The sequence below is a fragment of the Epilithonimonas sp. UC225_85 genome, assembly GCF_042695135.1.
GTDB lineage: Bacteria > Bacteroidota > Bacteroidia > Flavobacteriales > Weeksellaceae > Epilithonimonas.
The window spans coordinates 3,126,592-3,149,359 of sequence record NZ_CP170547.1 but is presented as its reverse complement, the minus strand read 5'-3'; the positions used below and the strand labels follow the sequence as shown (position 1 = coordinate 3,149,359).

Annotated in this window: 17 protein-coding genes; 9 read left to right on the top strand and 8 right to left on the bottom strand. The window is 37.5% G+C overall.

Going from position 1 to position 22,768, the window contains the following annotated elements; all coding sequences use genetic code 11:
- The first annotated feature begins 479 nt into the window (after positions 1 to 479).
- From ACFJGY_RS14270 to ACFJGY_RS14260, 3 genes are all read left to right on the top strand, one after another.
- Positions 480 to 1,037 (top strand): YiiX/YebB-like N1pC/P60 family cysteine hydrolase, encoded by a 558-nt coding sequence (locus ACFJGY_RS14270; RefSeq protein ID WP_379965052.1) that lies wholly within the window; start codon positions 480 to 482, stop codon positions 1,035 to 1,037.
- Positions 1,038 to 1,236: 199 nt separating this feature from the next.
- Positions 1,237 to 1,680, top strand: a complete 444-nt coding sequence (locus ACFJGY_RS14265; protein ID WP_379965050.1) for a DUF4395 domain-containing protein — start codon at positions 1,237 to 1,239, stop codon at positions 1,678 to 1,680.
- A gap of 8 nt (positions 1,681 to 1,688) precedes the next feature.
- The gene (locus ACFJGY_RS14260; protein WP_379965049.1) at positions 1,689 to 2,000 is read left to right on the top strand and encodes an NIL domain-containing protein; all 312 of its coding nucleotides are present in this window, start codon (positions 1,689 to 1,691) and stop codon (positions 1,998 to 2,000) included.
- A gap of 64 nt (positions 2,001 to 2,064) precedes the next feature.
- Here the strand turns inward: ACFJGY_RS14260 and murA are convergent, their stop codons facing one another.
- The 4 genes from murA to ACFJGY_RS14240 all read right to left on the bottom strand — a co-directional run bounded on the left by murA (position 2,065) and on the right by ACFJGY_RS14240 (position 5,079).
- Positions 2,065 to 3,378 carry a UDP-N-acetylglucosamine 1-carboxyvinyltransferase gene (gene murA / locus ACFJGY_RS14255; protein WP_379965047.1) on the bottom strand — a complete coding sequence of 438 codons (1,314 nt, stop codon included), beginning with the start codon at positions 3,376 to 3,378 and terminating at the stop codon, positions 2,065 to 2,067.
- Entirely contained in the window at positions 3,378 to 4,046 is a 669-nt protein-coding gene (locus ACFJGY_RS14250; protein ID WP_379965045.1) for a DUF4290 domain-containing protein, read from the bottom strand. The genes murA and ACFJGY_RS14250 overlap by 1 nt, the downstream gene beginning before the upstream one ends.
- A gap of 152 nt (positions 4,047 to 4,198) precedes the next feature.
- Positions 4,199 to 4,621 carry a thiol-disulfide oxidoreductase DCC family protein gene (locus ACFJGY_RS14245; protein ID WP_379965043.1) on the bottom strand — a complete coding sequence of 141 codons (423 nt, stop codon included), beginning with the start codon at positions 4,619 to 4,621 and terminating at the stop codon, positions 4,199 to 4,201.
- The gene (locus ACFJGY_RS14240) at positions 4,618 to 5,079 is read right to left on the bottom strand and encodes a heme-binding domain-containing protein (protein WP_379965041.1); all 462 of its coding nucleotides are present in this window, start codon (positions 5,077 to 5,079) and stop codon (positions 4,618 to 4,620) included. Before ACFJGY_RS14240 ends, ACFJGY_RS14245 begins: the two co-directional genes overlap by 4 nt.
- A 499-nt stretch (positions 5,080 to 5,578) precedes the next feature.
- On the opposite strand from ACFJGY_RS14240, the gene der reads away from it, so the two are divergent.
- The gene (gene der, locus ACFJGY_RS14235) at positions 5,579 to 6,889 is read left to right on the top strand and encodes a ribosome biogenesis GTPase Der (protein ID WP_379965039.1); all 1,311 of its coding nucleotides are present in this window, start codon (positions 5,579 to 5,581) and stop codon (positions 6,887 to 6,889) included.
- 522 nt (positions 6,890 to 7,411) lie between these two features.
- Positions 7,412 to 8,062, top strand: a complete 651-nt coding sequence (upp, locus tag ACFJGY_RS14230) for a uracil phosphoribosyltransferase (protein ID WP_379965037.1) — start codon at positions 7,412 to 7,414, stop codon at positions 8,060 to 8,062.
- Between the two features lie 63 nt (positions 8,063 to 8,125).
- On the opposite strand, the gene ACFJGY_RS14225 is transcribed toward upp, so the two are convergent.
- The gene (locus ACFJGY_RS14225; protein WP_379965035.1) at positions 8,126 to 8,782 is read right to left on the bottom strand and encodes a ComF family protein; all 657 of its coding nucleotides are present in this window, start codon (positions 8,780 to 8,782) and stop codon (positions 8,126 to 8,128) included.
- Between the two features lie 3 nt (positions 8,783 to 8,785).
- Positions 8,786 to 10,261 (bottom strand): helix-turn-helix domain-containing protein, encoded by a 1,476-nt coding sequence (locus ACFJGY_RS14220; RefSeq protein ID WP_379965033.1) that lies wholly within the window; start codon positions 10,259 to 10,261, stop codon positions 8,786 to 8,788.
- A 125-nt stretch (positions 10,262 to 10,386) separates the two neighbouring features.
- Between ACFJGY_RS14220 and aceB the strand changes: the two genes are divergently transcribed.
- Together aceB and aceA are read left to right on the top strand one after the other, a co-directional pair.
- Positions 10,387 to 11,961 carry a malate synthase A gene (gene aceB / locus ACFJGY_RS14215; RefSeq protein ID WP_379965031.1) on the top strand — a complete coding sequence of 525 codons (1,575 nt, stop codon included), beginning with the start codon at positions 10,387 to 10,389 and terminating at the stop codon, positions 11,959 to 11,961.
- A gap of 88 nt (positions 11,962 to 12,049) precedes the next feature.
- Positions 12,050 to 13,333, top strand: a complete 1,284-nt coding sequence (gene aceA, locus ACFJGY_RS14210; protein WP_379970197.1) for an isocitrate lyase — start codon at positions 12,050 to 12,052, stop codon at positions 13,331 to 13,333.
- Positions 13,334 to 13,423: 90 nt separating this feature from the next.
- Here aceA and ACFJGY_RS14205 read toward each other — a convergent pair whose 3' ends face one another.
- Together ACFJGY_RS14205 and glgP are read right to left on the bottom strand one after the other, a co-directional pair.
- Positions 13,424 to 14,065 (bottom strand): hypothetical protein, encoded by a 642-nt coding sequence (locus tag ACFJGY_RS14205; RefSeq protein ID WP_379965029.1) that lies wholly within the window; start codon positions 14,063 to 14,065, stop codon positions 13,424 to 13,426.
- A gap of 99 nt (positions 14,066 to 14,164) precedes the next feature.
- Positions 14,165 to 15,817, bottom strand: coding sequence for an alpha-glucan family phosphorylase (glgP, locus tag ACFJGY_RS14200; protein ID WP_379965027.1), 1,653 nt, complete (start codon positions 15,815 to 15,817; stop codon positions 14,165 to 14,167).
- 283 nt (positions 15,818 to 16,100) lie between these two features.
- Here glgP and ACFJGY_RS14195 point away from each other — a divergent pair, with 283 nt between their 5' ends.
- Together ACFJGY_RS14195 and ACFJGY_RS14190 are read left to right on the top strand one after the other, a co-directional pair.
- A complete protein-coding gene (locus ACFJGY_RS14195; RefSeq protein WP_379965025.1) occupies positions 16,101 to 16,880 on the top strand; it encodes a hypothetical protein in 780 nt (259 codons plus the stop codon).
- 361 nt (positions 16,881 to 17,241) lie between these two features.
- Positions 17,242 to 22,704, top strand: a complete 5,463-nt coding sequence (locus tag ACFJGY_RS14190; RefSeq protein WP_379965023.1) for an InlB B-repeat-containing protein — start codon at positions 17,242 to 17,244, stop codon at positions 22,702 to 22,704.
- The last annotated feature ends 64 nt before the right edge of the window (positions 22,705 to 22,768 follow it).

The window sequence follows — 22,768 nt, the reverse complement described above, 5'->3', positions numbered from 1 at the left end:
ATAGTTATTGGTTTTTAGATTCAAAATTTTAACGCAAAGTCCACAAAGATTTTTTGAAATTATCGAAAGTATTTTAAGGTTCACAAAGACGTAAAACTCATCAAAGAAAGACTAAAATTATTAAAGTAAGTTTGTCATTCCGTAGTAATCTAGACTGTTTAGAATCCTACAGAATGATAAAACAATGTTTTTAAATAACTGTTGTTCTATGTTGAAACTGCAGCCCGGCCTGAGTGGAAAATCCTTTTTTGCGTGAAATCAATTTCTAGTTAAATGGAAAACGTCGGCAAAAAAGATTGACTTCGTCGAACCACTTCGTTAGGTTTGGGAACGGAGGACGGAAATAGCTGCCAAAAAAATTAACGGTTAAATACTTTCTGTAATTTGAATCTATAATTATCTTTGCAGCTATGAAAAAATCGGTTTTACTTTTTTTGTTTTTTTTGACATTAAGTTGTAAAACTTATAATACTTCAATTTTGGAAAACGGAGATCTGCTTTTTGTGCCTGCTGTAGAAACGGGATTGTCCGGCGCGATCAACAATGTGACGCAAACGGAAAAGAAAACTTCTTACGACCATATCGGAATCGTGAAGAAGGAATCTGACCATCTGTATGTACTTCACGCTGCTCCAAAAGGCGGTTCTCAGAAACAAAAACTCAAGTCTTTTCTAAAAGAACAAACGAAACAAGGACAGAAAATCGATGTTTACCGATTAAAATCTGAATATCGATCTGCAATTCCAAATTCTGTTTTGAAGGCTGAAACTTTGGTTGGAAAGCCTTACAATTTCAATTATATTCTGAATGATAATTCCTATTACTGCTCAGATTTTGTGGAAAGGGCTTTCCGTGAGAATCAGATTTTTACTTTGGAACCAATGACTTTTATCGACCCGAAAACTAAGAAAACCAATGCGTTTTGGGAAAAATTTTATCAGGATAAAAATCTAAAAATTCCGGAAGGCGAACCTGGCTGTAATCCAAACGGTTTGGCCGCTTCTGAGAAATTGAATAAAGTCGGAGAACTCAAATAAAATTTTTTTAAATTTAATTCATACTTATTTGGTGGGAATTAAATAATTTATATATTTGCAATAGAATTAGAATTAAATGAAACGCATCTTCTCTCAAATCATAATGTGTAACTCCAAGTAAATCATTGGATAGGGGAGAATCTGTTATAAGCTTTACCTTTCCGGTAGAGCTTTTTTTTATTTAAAAATTTTAGAAACAATGGATCAATCAAATAAATTTTACACGGACGAAAATACAGTGAGACTCACTGCGTTTTTTGTGATCATTGTTATTGCGGTTGCACTTTTTTTCAAGTGGCCATTTTTGATTTTACTCTTAGTTTTTGATTTTATTATTAGGGCTTTAGGCTTATCACTTTCTCCTTTAGCCCTTTTTTCAAAAGCAATTTTAAAAATATTGGGATTGAAACGTAAACCAATTTTCGCTGCACCAAAAAAATTTGCGGCGACATTGGGTTCTGTTTTCACATTATTAGTTTTTTTATTGATGTTAAATGGATTCGATAATTCAGCTTTCGCAGTAGGATTTTTATTAATCATATTAGCAAGTCTGGAAAGTTTTTTCAAGGTGTGTTTAGGCTGTTATCTGTACCAATTCATTGTGATTCCCATTCAAAATAAATTAAATAATTCACCAAAATAAATATGACTATGATTTACAAACAAGAAACTTTTGGTAACAACTTCGTTCCGAAACGTGCAAAGGAAATAATTCTGGAAATAGAACTGAATGGCAAGATCAGATTTGATATCCTGCTTTACACGATCTACAACCATTACAAGATCAGTTACAAGATTGTCAATGCTCATATCGAATATATAAACGGCAATAACTTTGGAAATGTGAAACTTCTCCTGAAAATTACAGATGACGAAATCGATAAAATTGAGAATTATCTTAGTGAATATAAAGTGATGAGTTGCAAAATACCTGTCCTACAACAAACAAAGGAAGCTTCATAATGAGCTTCCTTTTATATTTAATGATAAGAGATATCAACTGACAACTAAAAATAAAAACTAGCAATTACTGTTCGATTCTTCTGATATCTGCGCCAATCGCTCTCAATCTTTCGTCGATGTTTTCATATCCGCGATCAATCTGCTCGATGTTTTGAATGACTGATTTCCCTTCTGCAGAAAGCGCTGCGATCAATAGTGCATTTCCAGCTCTTATGTCCGGCGAAACCATAGATGTCCCTCTCAACGGTGTTTCCTGATTCATTCCGATAACTGTCGCTCTATGCGGATCACAAAGGATGATCTGCGCGCCCATATCGATTAATTTATCAACGAAGAACAAACGGCTTTCGAACATTTTTTGGTGGATCAAAACAGAACCTTTTGCCTGAGTTGCCACAACTAATATGATCGATAAAAGATCCGGCGTAAATCCTGGCCAAGGTGCATCTGAAACCGTTAAGATTGATCCATCTATAAATTTCTGAATCTTATAATTTTCTTGGGACGGAATATAGATATCGTCACCTCTTTGTTCTAATTCAATTCCTAGTTTTCTGAATGTGTTTGGGATTACGCCCAACTCATTCCAGTTTACATTTTTGATGGTGATCTCAGATTTTGTCATTGCTGCCAAACCTATCCAGGAACCGATTTCCACCATATCCGGAAGCATTCTGTGGTCTGTTCCGTGTAATTTTTCAACTCCTTCTACAGTTAAAAGATTGGATCCGATACCTGTAATATTAGCGCCCATTCTGTTCAGCATCTTGCACAATTGCTGAAGGTATGGTTCGCATGCTGCGTTATAAATGCTTGTTTTTCCTTTTGCCAAAACTGCTGCCATCACGATGTTTGCAGTTCCAGTTACAGAAGCTTCTTCAAGAAGGATAAATTTTCCAACTAATTCTTTTGCTCTTAAAGAATAAAAGGCCTCGTCCTCGTCGTAAGAGAATTCTGCTCCCAATTCCACAAAACCCTGGAAGTGCGTATCCAGACGTCTTCTTCCAATTTTGTCACCACCTGGCGTTGGTAAATAGGCTTCACCAAATCGCGCCAACATCGGACCCAAGATCATCACAGAACCTCTAAGCTTTGCGCCGTCTTTTTTGAATTCTTTGGATTTTATATAATCGAAATTAACCTCATCTGCTTTGAAAGTGTAATCTCCTTTTCCGTTTTTGATAACTTTTACGTTAAAGTCCTGTAAGATCTCAATCAATTTGTTGACATCTTTAATATCCGGAATATTACTGATTCTCACCTCATCTTCGGTTAGCAAAACAGCACAAAGGATTTGTAAAGCTTCATTTTTCGCACCTTGTGGTGTGATCTCTCCGCTTAATCTTTTCCCTCCTCTTATTTCGAACGCTTCACTCATTATTTTCTCTTGTTTTTATGATTCTGGAAATTATTCCTTCTATTATTATTGTTATTATTTTGATTGGGATTTCTGTTGTTATTATTGGGGTTTCTGTTGTTATTATTTCTGTTGGCAGCGTAATAGATTTTGCTTCTTTCCAGAGATTCCAGACTTGTAAGATCCAGCTTGTTATCAGACAATTCCTTCAAATGACGGAAAATGACATCATCCTGTACGTGTTCTTTATTATAAACATTGTAGGATTTTTTCATATTGTTGGCAATCACGTGGGTGAGGGCTTCTTTTTCATCGCCTTCTTCCAGAGCTATAGCTTTTTCTATCAGTTGTAGAATGCTTTTCCCATAGAATTTGTAGGCATTATCCAAAGACGGATAATCCATTTTTCTTGGTTTTGTAATAAGATCTTCAGCAGAAAGAACAGGATAAGGAGAATCTACATCCAGATTATGATCTGCCAGAATAAAAAGGTGATCCCAAAGTTTGTGTTTATAATTTTCTTCATCGCGTAGATGTGGGTTTCTCTGCCCCATAAACTCGATAATGGCAATTGCCATTTCATTTCTTTCCTCTTTGGTTTGCAGGGTTTTGCAATGCTCCACCAGCTGCTGTATATTACGCCCGTATTCAGGCATTAGTAGTTGTGTTCTGTCGGTATTATATTCCATAATATTGCAAATATAAAACATTTCGGGTTCAAAGTTTGAAATTCAAAATCGAGTGTTAATTTTTTTTCTTTAATAATCTTGATTTTGCTTGAAAAACTACTTTACAGGGTTGTCAGGCTGAGGCTCTCGAAGCCTTTCTAAAATTAAATTTATTATTCAATAAACTTTTTCCTCTGCTCGGCACTTGGAAGAAAACATTGGTTCGCAGCCAGTTTTTTTCGATTCCGGGAAATAAGATTGTAGAATTGATTTCCGATGACGTCAGGAAGTATTTTCCCAATAGAAGCCAGAGAATAAATTCCACCAATTTCTGAAGCAATTTTCAGGATCGCCTGATATTTGGTCAAATAAAAGCTATCGGGTTTCCAAAGATAAAAGGTGTCAAAAACCTGGTTGGGAAGATTTCTTTCGTTCAGGAATTTCTGTCCAAATTCCGATTGTAATGATGAAAATAGAAACTTGTCATTTTTATCCCTTTCAAGAATCCATTGCACCCAATGATTGCAGAATCCACATTCGCCATCATAGAAAACGATGTATTTATCTTTGAAACTCACTGAGATATCTGTTGTCATAAGGCGTTGGCTTGCTGGATTTGTTTTTGGACTTTTCTGAAATAATCGACTAGTTGTCTTCTTTGATCATCTGTGAGTTTTGCATCAGGATGACCAAGTGTATAACTTTCCAGAGGCATTTTTTTCTGCTCCACATATTCTGCTGCTTCCTCCAGTTTATGGGCTTGTCTTTTTGGTTCGTAAGTAGCAAAGGTAGAAAAATTCATTTCTTTTCTGCCTTCATCAATATGATCTTTTACCAACCACCCAAAAGGCTGAATGTAACTGTAAGCTGGATATTCAGTCTCGTTGGAATGACAGTCGTAGCAGGAGCTTCTGATGATTTTAGCAATTGGTTCCGGCGTATTTTTAATTTTAATAAAATCCATTCCGTCGTTGTTCGTAGGATTTGTCTTGTCAATTTGAAAAAACTGAATCATTACAAAAGCCACCAAAAGAATAATTAATACTTTTTTCATATGTTATGTTTATTTTTTTAAGGTCATATGCAATCGCTGAAAATCAAATTAGCTTAGTTTTCCAAATTTTGGCGATTTCATAGTTTGATTTTGAAAATTATTATAACAAATTCTCGTCCAAAAGCTTAAATCAAGAAATAAGCCTTCAATAACTTCAGACTGAAAATAAAGAAACAAGGAAAAAATCAAGAACCATTAGCAATCTCAGAATTGAAGTCTGGAGATTTGTTTAAATTTCACACTCTCTCTCTTTGATGAGTTTTACGCCTTTGCGAACCTTAAAATATTTTCAATAAAAACAGAAAATCTTAGCGCACTTTGCGTTCAAAATCCCAGAATTGAATCAAAACACGCTTGAACTCAAAACTTTAAACCCAAAACAGCAACAATTTTCGTACATTTGCAAAAATTTTGGGCTTCGAAAGTCGGAGTAACCCATTCTTAACCAAGTCTTACGCTCAATTATTCTTAACCTGAGCTGAGACCAAGAAACAAATTTATGTCAAATATTGTCGCAATCGTTGGGCGTCCCAACGTAGGAAAATCCACATTATTTAATCGATTATTAGAAAGAAGAGAAGCCATCGTAGATTCTACAGCTGGCGTTACCAGAGACCGTCATTATGGGAAATCTGACTGGAACGGCGTAGACTTTACTGTCATTGATACGGGTGGTTATGACGTAGGAACAGACGACGTTTTCGAAGTGGAGATCCGCAAGCAGGTTCAGTTGGCTGTGGACGAGGCAACTTCTATCATCTTTATGGTGAATGTGGAAGAAGGTCTTACAGACACCGATCAGGAGATCTTCGAATTATTAAGAAAATCAAACAAACCTTTATATTTGGTGGTAAACAAAGTGGATTCTTCCAAAGAAGAACTTCCTGCAACCGAGTTTTATCAATTAGGTATTGAAAAATATTACACTTTATCATCTGCAACAGGCTCCGGAACAGGAGAATTGCTGGATGCTGTGGTAAGAGACTTCCCGACAACAGAGTACAAAGATCCATTCGAAGGTTTGCCAAAAATCACCATCGCAGGTCGTCCGAATGTAGGAAAATCTACAATGACAAACGCACTTCTTGATGTGGAAAGAAACATCGTAACCGATGTTGCCGGAACTACAAGAGACAGTATTCAGACTTTATACAACAAATTCGGACACGAGTTTGTGTTGGTAGATACCGCCGGAATGCGTCGTAAAGCGAAAGTTTCCGAAGATCTGGAATTCTATTCCGTGATGAGATCCATCCGTTCTATCGAATATTCCGATGTCGTGATCTTGATGGTAGATGCCACTCAAGGTTGGGAATCTCAGGATATGAACATCTTCGGACTGGCTCAGAAAAACAGAAAAGGAATCGTGATTTTGGTCAATAAATGGGATTTGATCGAGGACAAGCATACGAACACGATCCGTGATTTTGAACAATCCATCAGAGACAAGATCGGTCAGTTCAACGATATTCCAATTCTTTTCGTTTCAGCTTTGACAAAACAAAGAATTCTGAAAGCTGTAGAAATGGCAATGCTGGTTTATGAAGACCGTAAAAAGAAAATCAAAACTTCGAAACTGAATGAAGTGATGCTGCCAATCTTTGAAGCAATGCCGCCGCCATCAAACAAAGGAAAATACATCAAAATCAAATATTGTGTGCAACTGCCAACGCCATCGCCGCAGTTCGTGTTTTTCTGCAACCTTCCACAATATGTGAAGGAGCCTTATAAAAGATTTACTGAAAACCAACTTCGTAAAAACTTTGGTTTCACCGGAGTTCCAATCGAGATTTACTTCAGACAAAAATAAAAGCCAACCCTTTCTTAGTTTCAGACTTCGAAAGGGTTTTTTATTTTAGGAGCATCACATTTTCTAATTCTTTTCACCATTCCAACCCGCTATCCACTATATCTTTTTCTTTTTAGAACATTTGTTATTTTGATCGAAACCTTAAGACAAAAAAAGAAAAGGATGCCGCTACTATCGGAGCTAAATTGAGGTTTAGACAATCTTTCAAGATTTTAAAATTTGTTTTATTAAAAAGCTATTCTAAAAAAAGTCGCAGAGCGACGACCTGTTAATAGATAAATTCTCCAACATTGCTAAAGCTCCAGAGGAGCGACCTGTAAAAAAGGAATAATATATTGATATCTAGCGCAACATTGTCATTCCGTGAGAATCTAAACTGTTTGAATTCCTGCGGAATGATAATGTTGTATTAGATAGATCTGCAAAATTTGCAAAATCTGCGAAATCAAAATCATTAAAAAATCGGAACCAAACTTAAACAGTTTCCAAATTTTTACGATATTTACCCACAAAATAAACGAAATGCTAAAAGTTTTATCAGAAGAATTCTCATTGGTGAATTCCTGGATCAATGACCTTCGGAATGTTGATATTCAAAATGACCGTTTAAAATTCCGTAGAAATATGGAGCGCATCGGCGAAATTGCCGCTTTCGAGATCAGCAAAACTTTAGAATTTAAAGATATAGAGATCACAACGCCTCTGGATAAAATCTTAGTAAAAGAAATCGAAACGCAGCCGGTTATCACAACGATTCTTCGAGCCGGCGTTCCGTTATTCCAAGGGATTCTTAATTATTTTGATAAAGCAGACTGCGGTTTCGTGGCAGCCTATAGAAAGCACGATGCCAATGATTATTTTTCCATCAAACAGGATTATCTGACTTGCCCGAATTTAGATAATCGCCCATTAATAGTTGCTGATCCAATGCTGGCAACAGGTGCATCACTCATCGAAGCTATCAAAGATCTTTTGACCAACGGAAAACCAACTTCCATTCATATTGTTGCTGCAATCGCCAGCCGACAAGGCGTTGAAACCATCCAAAAAGCTTACCCTGACGCAAATATCTGGATCGGCGCTTTGGACGAAAGTTTAACTTCTAAAGGTTACATCACACCAGGTTTAGGTGACGCAGGAGATTTATCGTACGGAGAAAAATTACAGAGATGATTATTAATGGTTAATTATTAGATAATTGGCAACTTTCATTAATAATTTATCATTAACAATTTTCTAAACGTCCATTGCCATTACAAGCAAACTGACTTTCACGTTTTCAGAATTGCGGAGGATTTCCCAAGCAATATTTGAGCTTGTATTTCCAGTGGTGTAAACGTCATCGATCAACAATATATGCTTATCATTGATTTTTCTGGTCAGTTGGTAAGCATTTTTTGTTTTCAGGCGTTCGCTTTGTCCTTTCTTCGCCTGAGCTTTGGAATGTTTCGTTCGGGTAAGAAGATGATGATCGATCGGAATCTGATAATGCCTGGAAAGTTCGTTCCCGAAAAGATGAAGCTGGTTGTAGCCTCTTTGTTTTAATTTTTTACGATGTAGCGGAACTGTCACCAGAAGATCCGGCTTTTCTTCTCCGAAATTTACTTTTTCAATGGTCCATTCTGCCAGGTTTTTCCCGATCTTTTCCCGATGGTTATATTTCAGTTGATGAATGATCTTTTGCGACAGACTTTCCTTTTCGTACATCATCAATGAAAAGGCTTTCTCAACCGGAAACAGAAGCGAGACCTTTTCTTTCAAGCCATTGTTTTCGTGGAACTGATGATTGGAAAAATGGATTTTATCCGTGCAGACTTCGCAGACAACATGCTTTTTGTCAATCAATTGATTGCAATGCAGACAGCGGTTCGGGAAAAGAAAATCGAAAAGCATAAGCTAAATTAATGATTTTCTGATTCTCTCTATCGATTTTTTCATATCGAGATTGAACTGTTCTTTCTCGAGTCTTATCGGTGGAGCCTGTCTTACTTCGCAATTTAAAATGCTGCAGCTTTCGCATGTCACGCCAACTTCAATGGTTTTGAGAGAAGAGGATCTTGCAAAATTGATTTTCTTAATCGTTTGATTATTAAGCAGGATTCCCAGACAATAACTACGGTTGCTCCCGTCTGAAAAGGGATTTTTTTGCGATGTTGAGATTACCAGATAACTTACACCTTGATCTTTGTAATGCGAGATTTGTGCATCGGTAATAGATTCGTTTTCCTGAAGATGATAAAGGTTTTTCAAGGCAATCCATCGTCTGCAGTAATGCTCGTTTGTCGCATTGGCGTGTGGCGCTTGTTGATGGTTGAGGTGCAATTCTTTTAAAATATTGATTTTGTCTGAACCATCTTTTTTCACAAAACACAGATAAAATAGGTCTTTAATCCCAAACTCCGAAGACAGAATATTAGTCAATCTGTAATAGAAAGTCTCCGGCGAATCTGTAAAATGATTGATGAGGTTTTCAAATTGAATCGGATTCCATTCCTTTTGATAAAAGAAATCCGTGATCTGCTCGATCAGGTCTTTTTTTGAAATTAACAAACAACCGGCAAAATAAGAAGCGTAGAAATTATTAAGAATCTCTTCAAAACTTCCGAAATCCAGCCACGAATAAGTATTCGGACGCGGATTAAGCTTCAAAACATTAAAGCCGATTTCCTTCGCCAGAATGAATATTTTCTGATTAATGTCCAGTCTTTCGTTTAATAGGAGTAATTTTTTTTCCGGAACAAAAAGTGAACGAAGTTTATTTAAAGTCGGATCTGCTGAAAAATTTTCAGACTTTATTTGATAACCGAATTTCTCTTTCAACAGATTTTCAAGCACTTCTGTTTTAAGATCTTTATTCAGTTGCAGATTGTTTTCATACGCAAATTGAATTGATTTTTCTTCGATCTCCGGAAAATAATTATCATACAATTCCTGAAAAGAGCGCATCACCGCAAAGTAAAAACGCTCCTTTCCCAAGTTGTAATTCTGGGAAATTTCTATCAAAGCATTGATGAAAGCCGTAACTTTTTTCGGAGCATCGCTAATGATGCTGATGAGATTATTCTTGTTGATTCCAAAAAGATCCAAAGGCACTTCTTTGAAAAAATCCGACTGCAGAATCTCGTTAATTGGCGTGAGTGTTTTGTCCAATTTAGAAGAGACCAAGTCATCAAAAGTACAGCTGAGCGCGTTGGAAAGCTGAACGATCTTGTCGTGTTTCGGGTATTTTTTTCCGTTTTCTATTTCGTTAAGATAGGATTTGGAAAGTCCGGTTTTGTTCGCAAGATCTTGAAGAGACCAATTTTTTTTCTGTCTCTGTTGTTTCAGTTTAAGTCCGAAAACCACGCGTATGTAGTTGCTTTCTGCAATCATAGAATCAAAGATAAATAAAAAGCGATTATTCGCATAATAATTTTAATAAATATTTAGCGAACGTTCGCTAATTGTGAAAATCTTTTTTATATATTTGTCAAACCAAATCACCAAATATTATCATTATGGAAACCATAAACCAGTTGAAAGTTATTGCTAACAGAAGTTTTAGAGAAGTTTTCACACCAGACTTAACAGATTTTTTAATTGCGCTTCATCAAAATTTTAATCAACCAAGACTTGATCTTTTAGAAGAGAGAAAGAAAACCCAGAAGGATTTTGATACAGGAGAATTGCCAACTTTTCCAAAAGAAACTGAAAATATAAGAAGCGGCGATTGGATTTGTGCAAAACTTCCAGAAGATCTGTTGGACAGACGGGTGGAAATTACTGGCCCAGTTGATCGTAAAATGATCATCAATGCTCTTAATTCCGGTGCAAATACTTTTATGGCAGATTTTGAGGACAGCAATTCACCAACTTGGGAAAACTGTATTCTTGGACAAATTAATTTGACGGACGCCATCAACAGAAATATAGATTTCACCAATGAACAAGGGAAATCCTACAAACTGAATGATGAAATTGCAACATTGATCATTCGCCCAAGAGGTCTTCATCTTTCTGAAAAAAATGTTGAAATCGAAGGTAAACAAGCATCAGGATCATTAGTAGATTTTGGGATTTACTTTTTCAGAAATGCAAAAAAACTGATTGAGAACGGAAGTGGACCTTACTTCTATCTTCCGAAACTGGAACATTACAAAGAAGCACACTGGTGGAATGATGTTTTTGTTTTTGCTCAGGATTATCTGGAAATTCCGCAAGGCACGATCAAAGCAACTGTTCTGATTGAAACAATAACAGCATCTTTCCAACTGGATGAGATTTTGTTTGAACTGAAAGATCACAGTTCCGGACTCAACTGCGGCCGTTGGGATTACATCTTTTCTTACATCAAAAAATTCAGAAATCTCCCCCATTTCTTAGTTCCGGACAGAGATCAGGTGACGATGTCTTCGCCTTTTATGAGCGCTTATTCCAAAAGAGTCATCGAGATCTGTCACAAAAGAAATGTCCACGCAATGGGCGGAATGGCAGCTCAGATTCCGGTAAAGAATGATAATGAAGCCAATGAGACGGCTTTTGAAAAAGTGAGAAATGACAAAGAACGGGAAGTCAGAAACGGACACGACGGAACCTGGGTGGCACATCCGGCTTTGGTTGCTGTAACGAAGGAAATTTTCGATCAATATATGCCTGAACCAAATCAAATCGATAAAAAATTTGATTATAAAATAAAAGAATCAGAATTGCTGGAAGTTCCCCACGGATCAATTACCGAGAATGGTGTCAGAAAAAATATCAATGTAGGAATTCTCTACATCGAATCCTGGCTGAAAGGCGTGGGAGCAGCTGCGCTTTATAATCTGATGGAGGATGCTGCAACAGCCGAAATATCAAGATCTCAAATTTGGCAATGGCTTAAAAATGAAGCTGTGCTGGAAGATGAAAGAATATTGACCAGAGAATTGATCTTACAATGGGAAAAGGAAGAACTCATCAAAATCCAGAAATACGTGGGAGAAGAACGATATGGTAAAGGAAAATTCAATCTGGCAAAAGAACTTTTTAATGAATTGATTTTCTGCGAAACCTTTGAGGAATTCCTGACTTCGAAAGCTTATCCTTTCATCTAATTGTATTTTGTATGATGTACAAAGTAAAAAGTACTTCTTACATTATACTTACTACATTTTACAATTAAATCACACCAAATCACCAAATATTATGAAAACAAAACAAGAACACATCCGGGCTTTGGAGCAAGACTGGCTGACAAACCCGAGATGGATCGGCGTAAAAAGACCTTACACCGCAGAAGAAGTCCTAAAGCTGAGAGGCAATTACAAATTGGATTATACCATCGCAACAGAAATGTCCAAAAAACTTTGGGACAAACTGAATAATCAGGATTGGATCGCTGGATTGGGCGCTCTCACGGGAAATCAGGCTGTTCAGGAAGTAGATGCAGGTTTGGAGGCAATTTACCTTTCCGGCTGGCAGGTTGCGGCAGATGCGAATCTTTCTGGAGAAATGTATCCCGATCAGTCACTTTATCCCGCAAATTCGGCTCCGTCTGTGGTTAAGAAAATCAATAATGCTTTGCTGAGAGCGGATCAGATCCAATCTGTAAACGGCGGTGGAGAAAAGGAATATCTGGTTCCGATCGTGGCTGATGCAGAAGCTGGCTTTGGAGGAAATCTGAATGCTTACGAACTGATGAAACAAATGATCGAAGCTGGAGCTGCCGGTGTTCATTTTGAAGATCAATTGTCATCAGCAAAAAAATGCGGACATCTTGGAGGGAAAGTTTTGGTTCCGACTCAGGAAGCCATTAATAAACTGATTGCAGCGAGATTAGCGGCCGATGTCTGCGGAACACCAACTCTAATTGTTGCAAGAACAGATGCGGATGCCGCAGATCTTTTGACCTCAGATATTGATGAAAGAGACAGGAAATTCATAACAGGAGAAAGAACTTCTGAAGGTTTCTACGCTGTCAAAAATGGAGTAGAACAAGGGATAGACAGAGGTTTGTCTTATGCGCCTTACGCTGATCTGCTTTGGATGGAAACATCCAATCCGGATCTGGACTACGCCAGACGATTTGCGGAAGGAATTCACTCAAAATATCCGGGAAAAATGCTGGCTTACAATTGTTCGCCATCTTTCAATTGGGCGGCGAAACTTTCGGTTGAAGAAATGGAAAACTTCCGGGAGGAGTTGGCGAAAATGGGATACAAATTCCAGTTCATCACATTGGCTGGTTTCCACGCGTTGAATACGGCGATGTTCGAACTCGCTTTAGCCTATAAAGAGAGAGGAATGGCTGGTTATTCCGAATTGCAGGAGAGAGAATTTGCACTTCAAAGCAAAGGTTTTCGTGCAGTGAAACATCAGAGTTTTGTGGGAACAGGTTATTTTGATGAGATCCAGAATGTAGTGATGAGCGGAACATCTGCAACTGTTGCTATGAAAGACTCTACAGAAGCAGCACAATTTCATTAAACACATCCATCCATATTATAATTGTTGAAATTTCGAAATATGTCAACAAAAAACCCTGATGTCGTATAATATCAGGGTTTTGAATTTTATTTAATTAGCAGATTTATATTCATTATATTCCTTTACGATCTGTTCTATGTTTTTAGTTGATAATTTTTTCTTTTCAACTTTATCTACGAGAGCTTTATCATCCGACATAAATTTAGTAACGCTTTCTTTTAATATTTTATGTAACCCGAAATAAGTTGGAGAAGGACTGTAAAGTGCAAAAATATCTGCATATTTTTCGCTTGGTTTTTTTATGAAGTAATAAAATTCCGGGAGATCTCTGCCTACGCGATAATCTGTGGAAAGTGTAAGATTTCCTTGTTTATCAAAAGAATAATCTGCAATGATATAGAGGTCATAATAGCCGGAAATCAGTTTCAGCATCCATTCGGATGTTGTTTTAGTTTTCTTTTCATTAGTGAGAAAAATATTATCAATGTGATAGATTTTGTCATTAGAAGAATAAAAGTCTATTGATTTTACAGATGATTTTAAGATCGGCTCAACTTTAGAATTTTCGTCAGTTTTGAATTTAATTTCTTTTGAATCTGACAGGCTTTTTCCGTTTACTAATCCTGTTTTTGTGCTTCCGTCCATATTTTCAATCACAACTTTTTGGAATTTTTGACCAAATATAGAAACTGATGAAAAGATAAATACTAAAATGAAAAGACTTTTGTTCATAGTTTAATTGTTTAAATAATTATTGATTTTCCGGCAATTTACGAAAAAGCCTTTCAGGATTACTGAAAGGCTTTGATTATGTTAAGAATTAAAGAAGAATTAATACATCAATTTGTAATATTCGTCTGCCATTCTATCGCTGTTAAACTGTGTTTTCACATCGTCCATCGCAGTTTGTACGATCTTTCTCCATTTGTTTTGATCTTCGTAATAGGCCGGGATGATTTCGTTTTCCAAAACATCATAAAGATTATTAAGGTCAAATTGATCCTGTTCTATTGTTGGCCAGTTGTCGTAATCTGCTTTTGGAACTACGAATGAGTTTTCGCCGTGTTTTGCAAATTCCGGAATCCATCCGTCATCTGTAGAGAGATTTACGGATCCGTTCATAGAAGCTGTCATTCCGCTGGTTCCGGAGGCTTCTCTTGGCACTCTTGGATTATTTAACCAAATATCAGAACCTTGTTTCAGAGATTTGCTTAATGATAATTCGTAGCCTGTAAGAACGGCCATATTCTTATGGTTTTTACTTTCCTCAACAAGATTATTGAAAGTTGAGATCGCCCCGTAATCCATTGGGTAAGGCTTTCCTGCCCAGATGATCTGAACCGGATGTTCTTTGTTTTCCAGCATTTTTCTGAAACGCTCTTTGTCTGCCAAAAGTAGATCCGCTCTCTTATAGCCTGCAAAACGCCTTGCCCAGACGATGGTCAGAACTTTCGGATCAAATAATTTCCCCGTCTGGTCTGCAACTATTTTGAAGGTTCTTTTCTTGAGGTGGGATTTTCTGTAGTCAAATTCAGCGTCATCACTTTCATCCTTAGCATCATAAAGCGGTTTGTCTGCCCAATATTTGAATTCCTGGGCATTGGTAATGGATTTGATCTCGCATATTCCAGGATATTTGTTCCACATCTCTCTGGAAACAACACCGTGCAATTGTGAAACACCATTGGCAATTCTCGCCATTCTCAAGGCACAAAGTGAATGGTTGAATTTGTCATCCTGCACGCCTTCTATCGTTTTCACCTCATCTATCGTCAATCCGCAGAAATAGGACATATCGTGACAAAGGTAAATGTTATGTTTTTCGTTGCCAGCTTCTTCCGGCGTGTGCGTTGTGAAAACCAGTTTTTCCTTCACTTTGGAAAGATCACCACCGTATTTTCTCAGCAGGTAAAAAGCTGCCGGCAGTCCGTGCGCTTCGTTCAGGTGATAAACTTCTCTTTCAAGATTTATTTCGTCCAGTAATTTTGCACCGCCTTTCCCAAGAAGGATATATTGTGCAACTTTGGTAGATTCGTTGGCGTCGTATAATTTGTGGCAGATTGTTTTTGATAAATGATCATTTTCAGGAACATCCGTGCTCAGGAAAAACATTGGACATGTTTTGAAGGTTTCCGGATTCAGATACCATACTTTCACCCAAACCGGAGCATTGTGGATCTCGATCTGGAATTTGATGCCTGTATCTTCCAGAAAGCTGTACATTTTTTTTGTCCAGATCGGATTCAGGGTTTGATCCAGGTTTCTTGCTTGATCGTAGTAACCATATTTCCATAAAATCCCTATTCCAACGAAATCCTGCTTCAGGTTATATGCACTTTTCATGTGAGATCCTGCAAGAAATCCGAGACCGCCGCTGTAAATTTTCAGAGCCTGGTCGATCGCGAATTCCATAGAGAAATAGGCTGTTTTCTTTGAGTAATTTGGATTGATGCTGTAGGGCATCTTGAAGTTTTTAAAATCCATTAGTGTTATATTTTTTTTAAGGTCTTATCTATGCGTGCAAATATAGGAATTAGTTTTTTGTACGGTAATTTAGGAACTTAGAATGTTCAAAAAATCAACTATCAATCGTGGCATTGATTTCGGATTGCTTGTTTAGGAAGCTTTCCTTTTATTTCTTAGATCTTTCAGTTTGAATCTCATTTCTTAATTATTAATCTTTCTTTTGTTAATTTTAATTAATACAAGTGTTTTGTAATCAATAATTTATTAAATTTAAACAGGTTTAATTTCTAATAAAAGCGATATGATTTTTTGTGAAGACCTCAATAAAAATCTGGAAGTCTGTATGGCATCCAAAACCAACAAAGGAGATAACCTGGCAAAATGGTACGACTCTATTGGGCAGGCCAATCTGCACGAGCGCGAGGAATATCAGAAAAAAACCGAACTTCTCCTTCTGAGTACTCTGTTTGCTCATTATCCGGAAATAGAAATCGAAAACCTGGTGGGAGAGAGTCCCGATTTTATTATTAATTATAAAGGAAAACGAATTGGTGTAGAAGTTTCGGAGATCATCAATCATTTTGAACTCAAGAAAAAAGAAAGTTATATTAATCATATCTTTCGAACTGTTGAGAGTCTGCTGTCGGATTATAAAAGTCTTTCCGGGATCTATTATCTCAGCATAGACTATCTGCAACAGGATTTTTATATGCAGCCGGAGCAATTGATCAAAGAAATCTCGTCTGCAATAACCAATAATAAAAATACAAAATTTGTAAAACATATCAGAAGAACGCCCCATCAGAAAGGCGTTCTTTTGTTTTTGGAGTATAACCTTTCTTTGTTTGATGAGCTGCATTCCGAAAAAATCCTGCAGATCATAGAAAAGAAGAATTCCAAGTATCCGCTCTATAACTGCAAGACGGAGGAATGCTGGCTGGTGCTGGTTTCCAATATGTATAACATTGCTTCCCGCTACAGCTATATCCACGAAAAAGACGAACTGAAAAATATCGAAAGTCCTTTTTCCAAGATCCTGCATCTGGAGAATCTCTATAGCCAGATGATGGTGATTAAATGAGTTGGAGAGTTAGAGTGTCAAAAATCTCCAGACAGACAAAAAGAAGGGTTAAAAAAACATAATCGTAAGCTTGCATTTTTTTTAATTTACACTGATGTCGATTTAATTAAAAATGAATTATTTATGAATTTGAATATTATTCAATGCTGATTGTTTTATGCTTTTAGTTGTTTGTTAAGTGAATTTAAAGCGTTTATAAATAGATGGTTATATATTTATTAACATTTAATTTCATCGGTTTTCGGCTTATATGATAAGTTATATTTGCTTGCTAACGAAAACAAATGAAATGAAAACAAATTTATTCTTAAAAAAGACATTCCCACAATTCCCACAAATTAGGCGGATCAAAACATTTTTTTTGTTTTTATTATTGCTTACCAGTACAACATTTTTTGGTCAAAAACTTATTATTTCCCAAGTCTACGAAGGGTCAAGTAATGACAAATGGATAGAGATAACCAATGTTGGCACATCTGATATTGACATGGCTGCCGGCGGTTATAAGCTCGGAATATGGACTGTCAGCGGAGATACAGGCAATGGGGCAATAAGCGGGACACCGTCGTCTTCTATAGTTTTATCCGGAACATTAACGCCCGGTCAAAGCTACTTGATGAGAAATAGCAGCGCAAGCACAACTGTACCTCATAATCCGATGCCAACCGCGAATACTTTCAATACTACAGTTGCGGCATTTAATGGCAATGATGCTTTGGCAATTTTTACAGGAACAAGTACTATTGTAGATGCATTCGGTGTCGGTATTAATAATAAAGATGTTTCTTATCATAGAAATTCTAACATTTTATCCTCTAACACTACTTTTACAGTTTCCGAGTGGACATCCAGAACTTTAGCACAGATTGCGGCAGCAACAAGTACTGATACAGAATATATCGGAAAGCATATATACGGTGTTACCAATTATACTCTTACTTATAATGCGAATGGCGGCACCGGTACTGCTCCTTCTGCGGTAAGTAATCCCTCGGGAACTGTTATTACACTTCCATCCACAACACTTACAAGATCAGGTTATACCTTCTCTGGCTGGAATGTGAATTCCATAGGTAATGGGACAAATTATAATTCAGGTGCGAACTATTCTATGCCTGGTGCAAATACTACATTATATGCAAGATGGGCTTATACGATAACTTATAATGCCAATGGTGGTACGGGAACAACACCCACAGCTCAAACCAATTATAACAGCATTACCACAGCCCTGAATAATGGAAGTGGTCTTACCAGAACGGATTATACCTTTGCAGGATGGAAGATTACTGCAGCAGGAACTACCGCGGACTATGCTGCAGGTGCTACATATACACCTTCAACTGGTAATGCAACTACGACGCTATATGCCCATTGGATACCAACAACACCAGAGCTTTCCACTACACCATCCACTTTGTCAGCCTTTACTTATGTGGAAGGTTACGGACCATCTGCTACGAAATCTTTTACCCTAACAGGCGCCAATTTGGACGGTACAGATGTGAGTCTTCTGCCAGGCGATAATTATGAAATTTCTATAGATAATGGAACGACCTGGGTAAGTTATACTACCGGACCTGTGGTGCTGACGGCATACAACGGAACCAGCAAAGCAGTTTTGGTTCGTTTGAAAGCAGGACTGTCTGCGGGAACTTATAATAATGCCAGCAATGATATCATTACAATAGAAGGAGGCGGTGATGCATCTGGACCTGTAGTAACTTTGTCAGGAACCGTTGCGGCTTGTCTTGCACCTACAACACAATCTACGGTTTCATCATTTACTTCGGTAGGGACTAATGGGATGACTGTTAATTTTACAGGTGGCAATGGAATGGGAAGGGTTGTAATAATCAATACAAGCAACAGTTTCACAAATCCTTCCAACACTTTACCTGCAGCGAATAGTATTTATAGCGGAAGCGGAGAACAAGTAATCTATACAGGTACGGGTAATACTATTGCTGTTACAGGATTATCTCCTTCTACGACCTATTATTACAGAGCTTATGAATATAACATCTGTTCCGGAACTTATCTTTACAATACAACAACGCCTACCAATAACCCACGCAGTCAGACTACAGCTTGTGATGTACCAGTAAATCCAAACGGTGATATAGAATTGGATAATCCTTATTGTGCTTCTGCAACCCTTGTTTATGAGTTGTCTGATCCGATACAGGACGGTGTTACTTATTACTGGCAGACTGTTTCGGGTGGTACTTCTACGGCTAATCCTCTAGTTTTTGCTCCGGGAGCAGAAGTTGCAGAGCCTTATACTGTAACAGTGGGAGGTTTGTATTACGTACGTGCTTATAATGGCTTCTGTTGGAGTGCCGGTTCGTACGTAACCGGATCGCCTGTTGTCATTGCTGTTGGTGCGGGCATAGGTACACAGCCAACTAACCAAAATGTAGCCATTGGGGCAACTGCTACATTTACAGTAACTGCATCCGGAACGGCGCCTTTTACTTATCAATGGCAAGAAAGTCCGACAGGTTTGGCAGGCAGCTGGGTAAATGTAGGAACAAGCAGTAGTACACTTTCTCTTATAAATGTACCGCTAACAAAAAACGGATACAAATATCGTGTGATCGTAAGTAATGATTGTACCAGCAAAACGTCTGATGTAGTAACACTTTCTGTAAACGTCACACCAGTATCTATCTGGAATAATCCAATTACAGGAACCAATCCGGGACAATCTACAGGTTTTTATACAACAGGCGATGTGAAAAATGCAAATATCATAGTGTCCGGTATTAGTAAAGGGAGCGGGATTACAGGTGCAGCTGCCAATGACCGATATTCTGCTAGTGCATGGAGCACTACTACACTTGATGCTAATGATTATTTTGAATTTACATTAACACCTAATACTAATTATAAAATAGATTTTGACAGCTTTGCATATACAGGTCAAATATCGGGAGGAGCTTCAAATCATGCTTTTAGGTCAAGTTTAGATGGATTTATTTCAAATATAGGAACGCCCACAGTAAGCGGAACTACCATAAACTTATCTGGAGCAGCTTATCAGAATATTACTACCCCTATAACTTTTAGGTTTTATACATATGGTGTAAGTGCATCTACAAGAACATTCAGTATCAATGATTTTGATTTTAAAGGTAATGTCCTTGCTGCCTGTGTGCCGGCTTCGCTTACTGCATTCCCGACTACCGGACCTGCAGGAACTGTAGTAACCATAACGGGTTCAGACTTTACTGCTGCCTCAACGGTGAAATTTGGAACCGTGGATGCTGTTGTGGAATATGTCAGCGCAACAATTCTTAAAGCTACAGTTCCAGCTAATGCAGATGGCAATATCATCGTCGATACATCTTTGACCTGTGATTCAGAAACAGCTTTTACTTTAATAAAAAATGATACTACAAGCTGCGAAGCACCACTAGGAGGGTCTGGATCAGGCAGTACTTATGCCTCGGATATTATTATCTATGAAGTTTATGATGAGAACGGTGGTGTAGGCGGTGTTGTATCTATCTATAATGGAACGAATGCAACTGTAAATTTAGCGGATTACAGTTTTTTCAGAGCAGGTACCTATGGAGATACTTACAGCAGTTATGGAACATTGTCAGGCAATCTGGCTTCCGGGCAGCTTGCAGTCATTGGTGTAAGTGGATCGCTTTGTGGGATTGCACCGACAGGTAACGGAAGTATTACAAGCGGTTTTAATGCTGATGACGGTTTTCGATTGATGAAAGGAACTACTGTTATTGATGATGTAAAAGCACCAAACTACATAGGATATTACATGCGAAGAAATAATACTAATCTCGCTCCTGCCACAACCTATAATGATGCACAATGGACAACGCAAACTCTGGATGCAGGTGAGTGCCTGCCGGCTGATGAGGTGGCTCAGGTTCCTGCTGTGAAATCGTCACCAATAGTCGTTACACAGCCAAGCTACACATTGACTTGTGATGTGAATACATCTTTGGCATTAACAGCTACAGAGGGTTATGCTGGAGGGAATGGATTAACTTATCAATGGTATGTTTTAGGAACCACTGGCAACTGGACAGCGATTATAGACGGCGGGGTATATTCAGGCGCAAATTCCCAGACATTAAACATAAGTGATGTCAGCGGTCTAGCTAATTTTCAATATTACTGTCAGGTAAGAGAAAATACGCAGACCTGTTATACCGCAACCAATGCAGCGCAAATTAAAGATGCAAACAATATCTGGGCAAGCAATGTCTGGTCAAACGGAATGCCTGTTTTGGGAAGTAAGGTGGTGATAGCAGGAAGCTATAATACACAGGAGGATGGTGTTCTTGATGTCTGTGATTTGACAGTAAATACCAGTGGAAGTATTAGAGTAAAACCAAACTTCCCGGTTACTGTGAAAAAGAAAATTACCAATTTGGGTTCTGCTAATAATTTTGTAGTAGAAAGCGATGCCAATCTTATCCAAAAAGAAAATGTTGCAAACCAGGGAAATATTATTGTGGAAAGACAAGTAACGGATATGAACAATGTCACCAATCAAATCGACTATGTGTACTGGAGTTCACCGGTCAATGGTCAGTTGATCAAAGGTGCAGCGGGATTTTCTCCAAATACCCCATCCAATGGCTATCTGCAGTATAATGAAGCTAATGATATGTTTGCGGTAACTGGTGATGTGAATTTCCTTACCGGAAAAGGCTATGCCATACGGGCAGAAAATGGAACTAATGGTTATACAAAGACTTATACCTTTACGGGAATACCTAATAACGGAAATATTCAATATCAAAATCTAAAATGGACAAGTGCTGTCCACGGCTTCAATCTTATCGGGAACCCATATCCTTCCAATATAGATTTTGACAAATTATTTACTCTTAATAATACAAAAATATATTCTACGGCATTTTTCTGGACCAATAACAGCTATACACCAATACAGGTCGGTTCCGGTTATAATGGAAATAACTATGCCATATACAACGGGACAGGCGGTTCCCCGGCAACTTATAATCCGAGTAATCCCTATGATGGATCTGTAATACCGGATGGAAAAATAAAAGTTGGACAGGCTTTTATCATTCAGGTAAAAGATACTGGCAAAGATCTGCCTTTGAATTTTGATAATAATATCAGGGTTACAGACAACGGTAATTTTTATCAGAAAGCTTCTAAAAATAGATTTTGGCTGACGCTTACTTCCCCAAATAATTTGGTGAATACGATTCTCTTAGGATACATTACAGGTGCTACAAACAATTATGAAACTGATTTCGATGGTGAACTGTTTGCCATAGGCTCGGACTCTTTCTATTCTTTATTAGGTGCTAAAAAATTAGCGATCCAGGGAAAATCGGATAATTTCACAACGGATGATGTAGTGACCTTGGGGAATGTTTTTTCTGAGAACGGAAATTACACGATAAGTCTTAGAACAGCAGAAGGGATTTTCGATGGTATTCAGACTATTTACCTTCGAGATAAGGTTTTGGACAAATATATTAATTTGAGTTCTCAATCCAATTATACTTTTGAAGCGACGAAAGGCACCAATAATACACGCTTTGAGATTGTATATAAAGATAAGGTGCTCAGTTCCGACGAAACCAAAAAATCTGAATTCTTGGTTTACAGAAACGGAGAGGATTTTATCATTCAATCTGCTCAAAAATTGGGTCATGTAGAAGTTTATGATGCCAGTGGAAAACTTATCCGTAAAGTATTTTCAAAAGAAAATAATCTGATAATTAACGCTGACAGTTTACCAAACGGAATATTCATTATAAAAGCAGAAAATTCCGGAAACATTAGGACAAAGAAAATTATCAAATAATTAAAGTTATAATCAAAAAGGTAGATAAGTTACTTCTGTATTTAAATATACAATGAGATTTCAA